This is a genomic window from Corynebacterium sp. CMW7794 (assembly GCF_001563605.1).
In the GTDB taxonomy this organism is placed as follows: Bacteria; Actinomycetota; Actinomycetes; order Mycobacteriales; family Mycobacteriaceae; genus Corynebacterium; species Corynebacterium phoceense.
Genome location: NZ_KQ961743.1, coordinates 1 through 13750, shown reverse-complemented (window position 1 = coordinate 13750; position 13750 = coordinate 1). Strand labels below are relative to the sequence as shown.

Sequence of the window (13750 nt, the reverse complement as noted above, 5' to 3'; positions counted from 1 at the left end):
CCACTACGTGTCCACGATTTGCGGGCAACCCCAACGTACTATCCGCAGGTTAACGGTGGTTTCCGGCCCGTACTGGCTGTGTACTACGTACTGTCCCACGTAGTACATAGTACGGACGATAGTACGGCGAAAATAGCCCCTGGCCTGCAATAGTACGAAAGCACGGGAGTACGGCGCGCCGGGGGACTTGCTTGGGAGCCCGCCCACTAGACCCCCTCCATAACCGGGAGTACGGCGCGCCGGGGCAATTCATACCGGCATAAGAGACCAATATCTGATGCTGGAGAGTGGACATATTAGGGTAAACACAAGAGGGGTTAAAACGGGGTAGGAATTTGGGGTATCTGGCCCGGATGATGGAAATGCGCGGATGGAGGCAAGGGGGCGGGGCCAATGACAACATCCCCGGCGCGCCTTTGACAGGTGCCCTCTAAGGGGGTGCGTTTCCCCTGTTCAATATCGCCGTCTAAGACGTTGAACTTTCGTATGTGTATGTCCGTACCCCAAAACGGCTTAAACGGGCACGGCCTGATGTGGCTGGCCCGTGAGCGCTGTGGTTGGTGGCACCTCGGCGGGCCGGGTTACTCTTTCTCGTCCCGCTCGTCCCATGACGTGACCCCGGCGCGGGCCATGTCGGCCTCTTCAAGTGCTTCCATGGCGTCTAGCCAGATACCAGTGTCCTTGCCAGCTCGATAGGCGGTAATGAGCGCATTCTGAAGAGCATGGCGTGAAATATCGCTGAAGCCTGTGGTGCGCTGGATGATGGCGTGTTCCTCTGCGTCTCGTGCTTCCCGTTCCGCTTCCTCTGCAGCCCGGCGGGCAGCTTCCTGCGCCTGGCGCTCGCACTCGGCACGGGCGGCGGCGTTGTAGGCTTTCACGCAGTCTGGGCAGATTTCAATGGGCATGCCGTCTGCTAGGGGCTGCAGGTCTGCGGTGTCGATGTAGACGGGGCGCATGTGCTTGCCTGCGCGGTGCCCGTCGTAGAGGTCGCCAATAAGGTTGCGGGGGACGTGTACCGTGATGGCGCTCTGCTGCGTGGTCTCGTGGGTGTCGGTGGCGGTGGTCATTGGCCAGCCTTTCTGGGCGCGATTCTTTCCCCCTAAGAGAAAATAGAGAGAAAGAATTTTCTGCGGATTGGGTAAAAGTGCCGTTTACCTGCGCATATTGGTTTGTGTTTGTAGACCCCCGGAGGGCCCACCGATAATCCCTCGGCTGCACAGCGGCCGGGGGATTTATGCTTGCGGTGGGTGAGCGGCGAGAAGCGCTGCAACGGTATGACAATTCCACGTGCACAGGCGTAGCCGTGTCTTATGATTTATGTGTCTTCGCCTCTCGATAGGCGTCTGTTTCGTCGTCTCTAAGGTGTCTCATATCCTCCATCTTTCGTGCCACTGCCGCGGCTATTCTCCTTGCCCCTCTTGCTCTAGCAGGGTGTTCCGGCGAAGGTGAGGCCGGTCCGCGCACAGTAACTATGACGGTTCCAGCGCCGGCTGATCCGAGCGCAGAGTCGCACCAGCCCGCTCCTCGCACCGCGGAGAAGACCCCTGCCGAAGCCATGAGCACCGCCGCACCTGCAGCGCCTGCGGCACAACCGCACAGCAATAACATCGCCGCGAATCCCGAGCAAATTGGCGGTTATTGCGGAATGACATCAGACGGGGTTGAGGTCGACGCCAATGATGATGCATCATGCGCGTTTGCCATGGCGATTTATGATGCCGCCATTGCGCAGGCATACGAATCTCGGGCAGGCGCAAGCGGCAATATTGTGCTTGCGACTGTCAACGATTTCCAAGTGACAAGTTCCGTCACCGGTCAAACTTATACGCTACGTTGCTTTGTCGGTACGGCCGGCCAGGCGCTTATTTGTTCCCAGCCCTCAAGTCCTTATGGAAACTCTGGGGGAGCAGTGTTCAATCGCGAGAAAACCGGTTGGCATTCCATCCTCGGCTGAGACTGCAGAAAGAGGCATCGGATAGCCCATGTATCCCTGTGGCACCGTTGTGTACCGTCAGTCTCCGCAGAATCGAGTCGCGGGGGTGCCCTGCACGCTAGGATAGCGGGGGATTAGTACGCGGTGTCGCAAGTCCATATACTTGCTGGCAGAACCGTAAAACTTCGACTATTACTAGCTATCTGGGAGGCGCGATGGTTCAGCGTGTGTACGTGGAAAATCGGGAGGGCGGCCACGCAGCTGCACTCTCGGCGGAGTACGGAGTGGCGGTGCGCATGCTCAATCGCTACGACGTGGAGGGCACGACCGACGCCGAGTTCGCCACCGCCGTCAACCTCGTGCTCGCAGAGCCGCAGGTCGACAACATGTACGCCACGCTCGAGGAGGCCGGCCTGGACGGCAAGGCCATCCTCGCCGTCGAGCCGCTGCCCGGCCAGTTTGACCAGCGCGCGGACTCCGCGGCACAGTGCATCCAGTTCCTCTTTGAAAAAGAGCGCCCCACCGTCCGTACGGCCGTCCTCTACGCCGTGGACGGAGAAATTCCGGAGGCCATGCGCGCCGGGCTCATTAACCCGGTCGAGGCCCGCGAGGCCTCCCTCGAGCTTCCCGAGGCTCTCGTTGTCGAGGCCCCACGCCCAGCAGACGTTGCACGGCTTACCGGCTTTACCGAGCTTTCCGATGCCGCCCTTCCCGAGGTCGTCGCCTCCCACGGCCTGGCCATGGACGTCGACGACGCCATGCTCGTGCGCGATTATTTCCAGTCGGAGAAGCGCGACCCGACCATTACTGAGCTCAAGGTCATCGACACCTACTGGTCGGACCACTGCCGTCACACCACCTTCGAGACGGTCCTCGACAACATCGAGTTCCACGACCCGGCCGTGGAGGCCGCGTACAACGACTACCTTGCTGCGCGCGACTCCATTGGTCGCACCAAGCCGGTGACGCTCATGGACATGGGGACCATTGCCGCGAAGGTCCTGCGCGCCACGGGCAAGCTCGACGCGCTCGACGTCTCCGAGGAGATCAACGCCTGCACCGTCCACGTCACCATCACGGTCGACGGCAAGGATGAACCGTGGCTCTTCCTGTTCAAGAACGAGACTCATAACCACCCGACGGAGATCGAGCCCTTCGGTGGCGCGGCGACCTGCATCGGCGGCGCCATCCGCGACCCGCTGTCCGGCCGCGGTTACGTCTACGGCGCGATGCGCATCTCCGGCTCCGGAAACCCGCTCGAGACCACCACGCGTGCCGGCAAGCTGCCGCAGAAGACCATCGCGCGTACCGCCGCCGCAGGCAACTCCTCTTACGGTAACCAGATCGGCCTGGCCACCGGCCTCGTCGACGAGGTCTACCACCCGGGCTACGTCGCCAAGCACCTCGAGATGGGTGCCGTCGTCGCCGGCGCCCCAGCCGAGAACGTCCGCCGTGAGGTCCCGGACGCGGGCGACGTCGTCGTCCTCGTCGGCGGCGCCACTGGCCGCGATGGCATCGGCGGCGCCACGGGTTCCTCCAAGTCGCACAACGTGGAGTCCCTGACCACTGCGGGCTCCGAGGTCCAGAAGGGCAACGCGCCCGAGGAGCGCAAGCTCCAGCGCCTCTTCCGCAACCCGGAGTTCTCCAAGCTCATCAAGCGCTGTAACGACTTTGGCGCTGGCGGCGTCTCCGTCGCCGTGGGCGAGCTCGCCGATTCCATCGACATCGACCTGGACACCGTGCCCAAAAAGTACGAGGGCCTCGACGGCACCGACCTGGCTCTCTCCGAGTCCCAGGAACGCATGGCCGTCGTCGTCGAAGCCAAGGACGCGCAGCGCCTCATCGAGCTCGCGAACGAGGAAAACCTCACCGCCACCATCGTCGCCAACGTCACCGACTCGGGACGCGTGCGCATGACCTGGCGCGGCGACACCATCGTCGACCTCTCCCGCGAATTCCTCGCCACCAACGGCGCGGACAAGCATGTGGACGTGCGTATCGAGCCCTCCACCGACTGGCGCGCAGCTGGCCGCGAGTGGGCTCACAAGGACTCCTCCTTCCGCGAGTCCTTCCTCGCGATGGCGGGCGACCTCAACGTCGCCTCCAAGCAGGGCCTGTCCGAGCGCTTCGACTCCACCGTCGGCGCCGGCACCGTCCTCATGCCTTTTGGCGGCTCCCGCCAGGCCACCCCGATTCAGGCCATGGCCCACACCTTCCCGGTCATGGGGGAGACCACGGACTGCTCCGTGATGTCCTGGGGCTACAACCCGTACGTCACCGAGGCTAGCCCGTACCACGGCGCCTACCTTGCCGTCGTCGAGTCCGTGGCCAAGCTCATCGCTACCGGTTCTTCCATCGACGAGACCTACCTGTCCATGCAGGAGTATTTCCAGCGCATGGACTCCGCCACCGCATGGGGCAAGCCTGCCGCGGCCCTGCTGGGCACCATCAAGGCTCAGCTCGGCTTGGGTGTGGGCGCCATCGGCGGCAAGGACTCCATGTCCGGCACCTTCGAGGAACTGCACGTCCCGCCCACGGTCATCTCTGTCGCCGTGAGCCACGAGACCACTGACCACATTGCGTCCAACCACTTCACCGGCGCTGGCCACGCCGTCACGCTGCTCTCCCCGGAGCTTGCCGATGCCGCCGACACCGCGCTCGTCGGCTTGCCCACCCCCGAGTCCCTCCTCGCCAACTTCGCGACCGTCACGGAGCTCCTGCGCTCCGGCCAGGTCACCGCGGCCTACACCCCGGGCTTCGGCGGCGTGGCCGAGGCCGTGCTCAAGATGTCGCTGGGCGAGGGCCTGGGCTTCGCTTTCGCAGACGACGCCCCGCTCTATGACTACAACTACGGTGCGTTCGTCCTCGAGTGGGCTGAGGACGCCACCCCGTCCGCTGGTACCGCGCTGGGCGAGACCACCGCAGACGGCTTCACCTTCCGTGCCGAGACCGTCTCATCCGCTGACGCCGAGGCCGCCTACCGCGCCACCCTCGAGCCCATCTACCCGTCCGAGGCGCCGCAGTCTGGCTCCACTGAGCTTTCCTCTGCTCCCGCAGACGTGCCAGCGGCTGCGCCGGCTGCCGCTGCGCCCACTCGCGTCGCGGGCAGCTCCGCCCCGCGCGCACTCATTCCGGTCTTCCCGGGCACCAACACCGAATACGACTCCGCGAAGGCGCTGCAGCGCGCCGGTATCGAGCCAGAAATCCTCGTCGTGCGCAACCGCACGCCTGAAGACATTGCCGAGTCCGTCGAGCGCATGGCAGCCGCCCTGGACCGCTCGCAGATGCTGTACCTGCCGGGCGGTTTCTCCGGCGGTGACGAACCGGACGGCTCCGCGAAGTTCATGACGTCCTTCCTACGCAACCCAGCGCTCACCGCTGGCGTCCACACACTGCTCGATGAGCGCGGCGGCCTCATCCTGGGTATCTGCAATGGCTTCCAGGCGCTCATCAAGCTGGGCCTTGTTCCGGGCGGCGCCATCTCCGAGCCGGGTACCGAGTCCCCGACGCTGACGTTCAACACCATTGGCCGTCACCAGTCGCGCATCTCGCGTGTCAAGGTCGTCAACAACGACTCGCCGTGGCTCAGCAAAGTTAACGTCGGCGATGTCTTTACCGTGCCGATCTCCCACGGCGAGGGCCGCATCACCGCCGGCGAGTCCGAGTGGGCGCGCCTCAAGGAGGCTGCCGCGACCCAGTACGTCGATGCCGCAGGCAACCCGGCGATGGACATCGATGTCAACCCGAACGGCTCGCTGTTCGCCCTCGAGGGCATCATGTCCGCCGACGGCCGCGTGCTGGGCAAGATGGGCCACTCCGAGCGCATCTCCGCCACTACGTACAAGAACGTGCCAGGCGAGTATGACATGTTGCTCTTCGAGTCCGCTGCGGAGTTCTTCACCAAGTAACCCGCAACCGAAACAAGGCGCCTTACCGATAACCGGTAAGGCGCCTATCGCGTGGGGCCAGCGCTGCTAGTTCTTCACGAGCTTCTTAATCGCCGTCATGGCTTCCTCGAGCTTTTCCTGGGCCACGTGACCATCCTCGGCAGCGGCGCCAGCGACACAGTGCGCGATGTGGTCTTGGAGCAGCGCCAGCGAGACGTTTTCTAGTGCGGAGGTTACCGCGGAGATCTGCGTAATGATGTCGATGCAGTACTGGTCCTCGTCGATCATCCGGTGAATGCCACGCGTTTGGCCCTCAATTCGCTTGAGTCGAGCCAAATATTGCTTCTTTGAAATCTCCGACTGGTTGTAGCCATGCGTGCCGGGGGCGTGGCAGCCGCAGGGTTCTGCCTGTTCAGCCATGGTTTTTCAACTCCTCCTACGGGCGATTTTGTTGCATGGGGATCACTCCAGTATATTTCTAGGAGGTCGCATGTTGCACACTGCTGTGAGCGAACATGTACCGGGCCCCCATCGTCTAGCGGCCTAGGACACCGCCCTTTCACGGCGGCGGCACGGGTTCGAATCCCGTTGGGGGTACGAAGATTCTTTCTTCGTACAGAAAAATCGAATATGGCCCTGTGGCGCAGTTGGTTAGCGCGCCGCCCTGTCACGGCGGAGGTCGCGGGTTCAAGTCCCGTCAGGGTCGCATTGTGTGACGCACTCGGTCCTTGCTTGGTTTCAAGTAAGGACCGAGTGTTTTCTGTTCTGTTCCAGGTGCGACCTTTTGTCATCTCCGGTACTTTTGTGTAGTAAATCACTCTTCTCTGTGCAAAGGCTAGGTTAGATGGCTACATCGCATTTCTCGCCTCGCACGTGGGGCGCAGTTCTTTCAATAATTTTCCTCAGTTTGCTGGTCGTCCCGTTCGCGGCCGCGCAGTCCGAGGAATCGTCCACGGCAGCGTCGTCTACAGCGCCGAGCTCAGACGCGGGACCGACGAGCGATAAACAGTCCAAGGTGGCGCTTGTTATGGACGCCTCGTTCTCCATGGCGGATCCAGAAAGCGAGGGCGGCCCATCGAAGATGCAGGTGGCCAAGGACGCGACGAACCAGCTCGTCGATAAGCTTCCGGACAGTGCCCTTGTCGGCGCCGTCGCGTATGGCTCCAAGGAGTCGAATGCGCCGGATAATAAAGAGCGTGGTTGCCAGGATATTTCCGTGCTATCGCCGGTCGGGCGGATCGACAAGGCCGGGCTGAAAGACAGCTTTAATGCTTTGGAGCCCAAGGGCTACACTCCCATCGGAAACTCGCTGAAGAAGGCCGCGGAGCAGCTCAAAGCTGCCGGCGGCGAGGGCGAGAATTCCATCGTGCTCGTCTCGGACGGCATCGACACCTGCGCGCCGCCACCGGTGTGCGACGTGGCCAAGGAGCTTGCTGCTGACGGCGTGGGGCTCACGGTTCACACCATTGGATTCCAGGTCGACGAGAAGGCGCAGTCTGAGCTGGATTGCGTCGCTAAGGCAACGGGTGGCCAGTCGCTCGCTGCAGCGAATGCTGCTGAGCTTGCGCAGAACATGGAGTTCCTCACGCTGCGTTCTGTCAACATGTACGAGGCACGGGGCACCCCGTTCGAGTTCGCCGATGATCCAGACAGTGCCAAGTATCTCGGGGAGGGCACCTACCACACGAAGGTCCTGCCCCGTATGGGTAAGAACGAGGCCGAGGATCGCCCGTTCTACACCAAGCTTTCCGTGCCTGAGGGCTACAACGCGTATGTCACGGTTTTCGCTATCCCAGAGCAGAACGCGGATGGTAAGGTAACTTCGGACATCTTCTCCACGGTCGAGGCTGAAAACCCTGCGCCCAACTGTGAGGACTACGCGACCACGGTACAGCCGAGCCCACGCACGACGAGCGGCGGCCGTTACACGCCGCCCTATTCCGCCAGCGTGCTGGTGCAAAACGAAAAGCAGCCCGAGGACGAGGAAAATCGTTGTATCAAGATGGACGATTGGGACATCGTGACAACGCTGTACTTCGCTGACACGCTCAGCTCCGACCAGGTCAACCAGGATGTCGAGCTAGACGTTGAGGTCAACGTGCAGTACGTCAAGGCTGGCGCGTTCGCTGGCGACGAAAAGAAGCCGTATGCGTCTCGTGAGCTCCCTGGGGTCACGCAGATTGAGGAGGGCGCACCTGTGGCCGGCGGCGCTACCTTCGACTCCGCGGCAGCCGTGACGCCGGGGGAGACCTATAACGACGCCATCGTTGACGGCGAATATCGCTTCTATAAGTTTGATGTGCCCTACGGCAAGCGTCCGGTCGTGACTGTGCAGGGGCGCAAGACGGTCGCGGAGCACCAGAGCTACGGCTTGCAGTGGGATTTTTATAACCCCACGCGTGGCAGCGTGCTTGCCGGAGAAGATATCTACGTGGGAAGCGAAGAAGAAGTGAATCGCAGCGCCGGCGATTCCGCCGTGCAATGGGCTAACCGTACCGAGTACATCGATGGACCCCTGACGCTCCCCGGAACGTACTATCTCGTCTTCGCAAAGAGCGTGAATGGTAACAAGCACGATCGTACGGCGGGCATAGACCAGGGCTACTCGTTCAAGGTGGAGCTCGACGGTGAGCCGATGGACGGTCCCGAGTTCACGCCCAACTTTGAGCCAGGTGCCGAGCCTTCCGATACCCCCATCAACCTTGCGTCGGCCTCAGAAGACCTCGAAAAGGCCGCTGAGACGACCACGACCGAGGATGCGCCCAAGGAAGGGGACAATGCAGAGCAGCAGTCCGCTGATGTCGCACAGGCCGGTGAGGACTCTGCTGGTGGCAGTAACCTCAAGGGCATGCTCATCGGTGCTGGAGTCGTTCTCCTTATCGCGGTGGGCGCTGCGGGCGGATTCCTGCTCGCTCGTCGCAAATAGTATGTACGTCTAAGTTCTTCACCATGTCACCGTCCTAGAAAGGGGCGGTGACATGGTGATTTGTGTGATTTTAGGGTTGTTGTGTAGAGTAACTACTCGTGCCAGAGAGCACAACAACAATAGAATATGGCCCTGTGGCGCAGTTGGTTAGCGCGCCGCCCTGTCACGGCGGAGGTCGCGGGTTCAAGTCCCGTCAGGGTCGCCGAAGTCATCTGACTTCTGGCCAGATAGCTCAGTCGGTAGAGCACACGCCTGAAAAGTGTGGGGTCGCCAGTTCGATCCTGGCTCTGGCCACAAAATACTCCTCGTTCCGGTTTCCGGAGCGAGGATTTTTTGTTGTGCTGCCTTAAGCCCGGATTTCAGGACAAAGAAGCGGCTACAACTCACAGGATCTAGGGTCTTCGTTGTCCTGAACTGCCGCCGCGCGGCTGGGATGGGGGAGGACCGAGGTCTCGACGGGGAGGCAGGGTTTCGGCATAATGGCGACATGGATATCAACGTTGCACAGCAGACCGACCAGTCCCGCTACGTCATCACCGTCGATGGTGAAGAAGCTGGCTTCGCCGACTACAAGGACTCCGCTCAGGTTCGCGAGTTCGACCACACAGTCGTCCATGACGAATTCCAGGGCAAGGGCCTGTCCAAGCCGCTCATCAAGTTCGCGCTCGATGACACCCGCGCGGCAGGACGCTCCATTATCCCCACCTGCTCGGCCGTGGAGCGCTTCATCAGCAAGAATCCGGAGTACCAGGACCTCGTGGCCTCTTAGAGCCTGAGAAACGAACGAGAGCCCCATGCACTGCATGGGGCTCTTGGCGTGGCCCTACGAGGGGGCATCGGCAAGCTTTAGATGTAGTAGTCCGGGTCGACGAGCTTGATGCGCTCGTTGGGATTGCGTGGGCGGTTCTTCGCCGGGATGCCCGTAGCGATGTGGTCTGGCGGCACGTCTTTGGTGACGACGGCATTGGCGCCTACGGCCGAGCCGGAGCCTACCGTGATGGGGCCGAGGACCTTCGCGCCGGCGCCAATGGTGACGTTATCGCCGATGGTGGGGTGGCGCTTGGTTTGTGTGAGGACCTGGCCACCCAAGGTCACACCGTGGTAGAGCATGACGCCGTCGCCGATCTCCGCGGTCTCGCCGATGACGATGCCCATGCCGTGGTCGATGAAGAAACGGCGGCCGATCGTGGCGCCCGGGTGGATCTCCACGCCGGTGAAGAAGCGGTTGATTTGCGCGAGAATGCGCGCAGGGCCTCTCCAGCCTCGCTTCCACATCCAGTGGCTGATGCGGTGGCTCCAGATGGCGTGGAGGCCGGAATACACGATGGCATTCTCTATGTCGCCGCGCGCGGCGGGGTCATGATCTCGGGCGTTGGCGAGATCCTCGCGGATTCTGGAAAGAATGCTCATGGGCACCCACTCTAATAGGTATGAAAAACCGCCCGCCAAAATGGCGGGCGCGTTTATTCAGCGGTAAATCTTATGCCTCGCGGATGTCCTCGAACAGGACGGTGGAGACGTAGCGCTCACCGAAGTCAGGAGCGACGACGACGATGGTCTTGCCTTCGAACTCCGGGCGGTCAGCCAGCTTCAGAGCGGCGGAGACGTTCGCACCGGTGGAGATGCCGACGAGCAGGCCCTCCTCGGTGGCGAGCTTACGAGCGGTCTCGATGGACTCCTCGTTGGTAGCCGTGAGGATCTCGTCGAGTAGCTTGCGGTCGAGAACCTCCGGGATGAAGTTGGCACCCAGGCCCTGGATCTTGTGCGGGCCAGCCTTGCCCTCGGTGAGCAGCGGGGAGGAAGCCGGCTCGACAGCAGCGAGGTAGAGGTCTGCGTTCTTCTCCTTGAGGAACTTGCCGGCACCGGAGACGGTGCCGCCTGTGCCGACGCCGGCGACGAAAGCGTCAACCTTGCCCTCGGTGTCGTTCCAGATCTCCGGGCCGGTGGTGGCGTAGTGGATAGCCGGGTTGGCCTCGTTGCCGAACTGGCGAGCCAGGATAGCGTTCTCGTTCTGGGCGACGATCTCGTTTGCCTTGTCGACAGCGCCCTGCATGCCAGCGGCGCCCGGGGTGAGGACGAGCTCTGCGCCGTATGCGCGCAGGACAACCTTGCGCTCGTTGGACATGGTCTCCGGCATGGTGAGGATGACCTTGTAGCCCTTGGCTGCACCAGCCAGGGCGAGGGCGATACCTGTGTTACCGGAGGTTGCCTCGACGATGGTGCCGCCCGGCTTGAGGTCGCCGGACTTCTCCGCGGCCTCGACGATGGCCTTACCGATGCGGTCCTTGACGGAGTTAGCCGGGTTGAAGGACTCAACCTTCACGAGAACCTCGGCCTTCTTGCCCTCAACAAGGCGGTTAAGGCGCACCAGCGGCGTGCCGCCGATGGTGTCGAGAATGGAATCAAATACCTGTGCCATGGTGTGTGGCCTCCTAAAATCTGTTGGTCTTTCTTTGCTAGCGCCGATCCTACACTATCGTCCTAGACCGCTCGGTTCGCAAATTCTAGACAGATATTTATTCTCTTTGGTGGAATGTTTACGATGCGGAATTAGGGTAGAGGGGTGGGTGTGGTTTACGATTACCCCCGTAAGCCGAAAACCTATCGGATATTTGCCCGCTTCCCTGAGTGGGACTAGGGCACCTTATTGGGTGTCCCCGAGCCTGGAGTAGTTACATGGATACGCCCCGCATCAAAGATGACGAAGAAGCCGTCCGCGCCGCGCTTTCTTCCCTGAAAAACGCCACCGGAATTCCCGTCACCATGTATGGCACGCTGCTGGCGGATAACCGCCTGCAAATTACACAGTGGGTGGGCCTGCGTACTCCGGCTCTCCAGAACCTCATCATTGACGCTGGCGTCGGCGTCGGTGGTCGCGTGGTCTCCACCCGCCGCGCCGTGGGTGTCACGGATTATGCTCGTGCCAACACCATCTCCCACGAGAATGACCGCGCCATGCAGGACGAAGGTCTCCACTCCATCGTGGCTGTCCCCGTCATCGTGCAGCGTGAGATTCGTGGCGTTCTCTACGTTGGCGTGCACTCGCCGGTGCGCCTGGGGGACAAGGTCATCGAAGAAGTAACGATGACTGCTCGCTCCCTCGAGCAGGACCTCGCTGTCAACTCCGCTATGCGCCGCGCCGATGGCGCCAAGGGTGCTGCGGCACGCGGCAACGTCATGAACGGTGCTGAGTGGGAGCAGATTCGTTCCACGCATTCCAAGCTGCGCATGCTGGCTAACCGTGTCGAGGACGATGATTTGCGCCGCGAGCTCGAGATGCTCTGCGACCAGATGGTCTCTCCGGTTCGCGTCAAGCAGTCTACGAAGCTGTCTGCCCGTGAGCTCGACGTGCTTTCTTGTGTGGCGCTGGGCCACACCAACATCGAGGCCGCCGAAGAAATGGGAATCGGTGCCGAGACCGTCAAGTCCTATTTGCGCTCCGTGATGCGCAAGTTGGGCGCACACACGCGTTACGAAGCGGTGAACGCGGCTCGCCGTATTGGCGCCTTGCCGTAAACTGTCCCGTGTGAAAGACATCTTTAACGTAACCGGTGGAGCCCGGCTTGCAGGCACCGTCAAGGTTGATGGCGCCAAGAACAGCGTGCTGAAGCTCATGGGAGCCGCGCTGCTTGCAGAGGGCACCACAACCCTGACCAACTGCCCGGAAATCCTCGACGTGCCTTTGATGAAAAAGGTGCTTGAGGGCCTGGGATGCATCGTGACCATCGACGGCGACCGCGTGGAAATCACCACGCCGGCGGAATTGCGTTCCGATGCCGACTTCGATGCCGTCCGCCAGTTCCGTGCGTCCGTCTGTGTCCTGGGGCCATTGACTGCGCGGTGCGGCCACGCCAAGGTCGCTCTCCCCGGCGGCGATGCCATCGGCTCTCGCCCGCTCGACATGCACCAGTCCGGCTTGGAAAAGCTCGGCGCCGTCACTCGCATTGAACATGGCGCCGTCGTCGCCGAGGCCGAAGCCCTCCGCGGCGCAAAGATCTCCATCGATTTCCCCTCGGTGGGTGCGACCGAGAACATCATTACGGCCGCAGTCCTGGCTTCGGGCGTCACGATCCTCGACAATGCGGCACGCGAGCCCGAGATTGTCGATCTGTGTTCGATGCTGGTTTCCATGGGTGCAAAGATCGAAGGCGCGGGCACGTCGACCATCACCATTGAGGGCGTTCCTTCGCTTCATCCCACCGAGCATGAGGTCATCGGCGACCGTATCGTCGCCGGTACCTGGGGTTACGCCGCAGCCATGACGCGGGGCGACATTACGGTAACCGGCATCGCGCCGCAGCACCTGCACCTGCCGCTGGAGAAGCTCAAGCTCGCCGGCGCGAATGTTGAGACCTACGAGAATGGTTTCCGGGTGCGCATGGACGGCCGCCCGAAGGCCGTCAACTACCAAACGCTGCCGTTCCCGGGATTCCCCACCGACCTTCAGCCCATGGCCATCGGGCTGTCCACCGTGGCAGAGGGGATGACCATGATCACGGAGAACGTTTTCGAGTCACGCTTCCGCTTCGTGGACGAGATGCTCCGTTTGGGTGCGAAGGCGACGGTGGATGGCCACCACGTTGTTATCCGCGGCAAGGAAAAGCTTTCTTCTACGCACGTGTGGTCCTCGGACATTCGTGCCGGCGCCGGTCTCGTGCTCGCCGCCCTGTGCGCGGACGAGGTCTCTACCGTCCACGATGTCTTCCATATCGACCGTGGATACCCGAATTTCGTGGAGAACCTCACCGCTCTCGGTGCCACTATCGAGCGTGCACAGGAAGAAACCTTCTATTAACCACGATTCGGGATCGCCAGGTAGGTGCTGCGAAAGTGCTACTTACCTGGCGATTTGCGCGTTTTCAAAGGCTCGCCTATATTTATCCGAGCTGCCAGCGAGATGGCCGAAAGGTTACGAGCTAGCGGCAATCAAACCGAATCGACATGGATTTGACTTATAAAATTCATTTCGTTAAGTTTGAACAAGTCGCTTGAGAGCAACTCGTT

10 protein-coding genes and 4 tRNA genes are annotated in these 13750 nt (G+C 61.7%); 10 read left to right on the top strand and 4 right to left on the bottom strand.

The features are described from left to right. Positions 1–581 precede the first annotated feature (581 nt). A complete protein-coding gene (locus HMPREF3227_RS07975; RefSeq protein ID WP_066511961.1) occupies positions 582–1067 on the bottom strand; it encodes a hypothetical protein in 486 nt (161 codons plus the stop codon). A 488-nt stretch (positions 1068–1555) separates the two neighbouring features. Here HMPREF3227_RS07975 and HMPREF3227_RS13310 point away from each other — a divergent pair, with 488 nt between their 5' ends. Further along, complete coding sequence (locus tag HMPREF3227_RS13310) at positions 1556–1954, top strand: hypothetical protein (protein ID WP_156452984.1); 399 nt, start codon at positions 1556–1558, stop codon at positions 1952–1954. A gap of 194 nt (positions 1955–2148) precedes the next feature. Beyond that, complete coding sequence (locus HMPREF3227_RS07970) at positions 2149–5841, top strand: phosphoribosylformylglycinamidine synthase (protein ID WP_066511957.1); 3693 nt, start codon at positions 2149–2151, stop codon at positions 5839–5841. A gap of 66 nt (positions 5842–5907) precedes the next feature. Here the strand turns inward: HMPREF3227_RS07970 and HMPREF3227_RS07965 are convergent, their stop codons facing one another. After that, positions 5908–6240: a metal-sensitive transcriptional regulator gene (locus tag HMPREF3227_RS07965; RefSeq protein ID WP_066490319.1), complete on the bottom strand. Its 333-nt coding sequence runs from the start codon at positions 6238–6240 to the stop codon at positions 5908–5910. Between the two features lie 104 nt (positions 6241–6344). Between HMPREF3227_RS07965 and HMPREF3227_RS07960 the strand changes: the two genes are divergently transcribed. From HMPREF3227_RS07960 to HMPREF3227_RS07930, 6 genes are all read left to right on the top strand, one after another. Further along, positions 6345–6417 (top strand) — tRNA-Glu (locus HMPREF3227_RS07960). Positions 6418–6452: 35 nt separating this feature from the next. Beyond that, a tRNA-Asp gene (locus tag HMPREF3227_RS07955) sits at positions 6453–6526 on the top strand. A gap of 201 nt (positions 6527–6727) precedes the next feature. After that, positions 6728–8746, top strand: a complete 2019-nt coding sequence (locus HMPREF3227_RS07945; RefSeq protein ID WP_197429509.1) for a vWA domain-containing protein — start codon at positions 6728–6730, stop codon at positions 8744–8746. A 128-nt stretch (positions 8747–8874) separates the two neighbouring features. Continuing rightward, positions 8875–8948, top strand: a tRNA-Asp gene (locus HMPREF3227_RS07940). 19 nt (positions 8949–8967) lie between these two features. Further along, positions 8968–9040, top strand: a tRNA-Phe gene (locus HMPREF3227_RS07935). A gap of 193 nt (positions 9041–9233) precedes the next feature. After that, positions 9234–9515: a GNAT family N-acetyltransferase gene (locus HMPREF3227_RS07930; RefSeq protein ID WP_066490330.1), complete on the top strand. Its 282-nt coding sequence runs from the start codon at positions 9234–9236 to the stop codon at positions 9513–9515. 77 nt (positions 9516–9592) lie between these two features. Here HMPREF3227_RS07930 and epsC read toward each other — a convergent pair whose 3' ends face one another. Further along, positions 9593–10156, bottom strand: a complete 564-nt coding sequence (gene epsC / locus HMPREF3227_RS07925; RefSeq protein WP_066490337.1) for a serine O-acetyltransferase EpsC — start codon at positions 10154–10156, stop codon at positions 9593–9595. A gap of 70 nt (positions 10157–10226) precedes the next feature. Beyond that, on the bottom strand, positions 10227–11165 hold the full coding sequence (cysK, locus tag HMPREF3227_RS07920; protein ID WP_066490339.1) for a cysteine synthase A: 939 nt from the start codon (positions 11163–11165) through the stop codon (positions 10227–10229). 257 nt (positions 11166–11422) lie between these two features. Between cysK and ramA the strand changes: the two genes are divergently transcribed. Both ramA and murA read left to right on the top strand, forming a co-directional pair. Beyond that, the gene (gene ramA, locus HMPREF3227_RS07915; RefSeq protein WP_066490341.1) at positions 11423–12262 is read left to right on the top strand and encodes an acetate metabolism transcriptional regulator RamA; all 840 of its coding nucleotides are present in this window, start codon (positions 11423–11425) and stop codon (positions 12260–12262) included. A 10-nt stretch (positions 12263–12272) separates the two neighbouring features. Continuing rightward, on the top strand, positions 12273–13541 hold the full coding sequence (gene murA, locus HMPREF3227_RS07910; RefSeq protein WP_066511943.1) for a UDP-N-acetylglucosamine 1-carboxyvinyltransferase: 1269 nt from the start codon (positions 12273–12275) through the stop codon (positions 13539–13541). Positions 13542–13750: the final 209 nt, after the last annotated feature.

Excerpts from the sequence above, each read along its gene's own strand:
- HMPREF3227_RS13310 (WP_156452984.1), top strand. The coding sequence starts at position 1,556 with ATGAGCACCGCCGCACCTGCAGCGCCTGCGGCACAACCGCACAGCAAT.
- epsC (WP_066490337.1), bottom strand. The coding sequence starts at position 10,156 with ATGAGCATTCTTTCCAGAATCCGCGAGGATCTCGCCAACGCCCGAGAT.
- HMPREF3227_RS07975 (WP_066511961.1), bottom strand. The coding sequence starts at position 1,067 with ATGACCACCGCCACCGACACCCACGAGACCACGCAGCAGAGCGCCATC.
- cysK (WP_066490339.1), bottom strand. The coding sequence starts at position 11,165 with ATGGCACAGGTATTTGATTCCATTCTCGACACCATCGGCGGCACGCCG.
- HMPREF3227_RS07930 (WP_066490330.1), top strand. The coding sequence starts at position 9,234 with ATGGATATCAACGTTGCACAGCAGACCGACCAGTCCCGCTACGTCATC.
- HMPREF3227_RS07965 (WP_066490319.1), bottom strand. The coding sequence starts at position 6,240 with ATGGCTGAACAGGCAGAACCCTGCGGCTGCCACGCCCCCGGCACGCAT.
- HMPREF3227_RS07970 (WP_066511957.1), top strand. The coding sequence starts at position 2,149 with ATGGTTCAGCGTGTGTACGTGGAAAATCGGGAGGGCGGCCACGCAGCT.
- ramA (WP_066490341.1), top strand. The coding sequence starts at position 11,423 with ATGGATACGCCCCGCATCAAAGATGACGAAGAAGCCGTCCGCGCCGCG.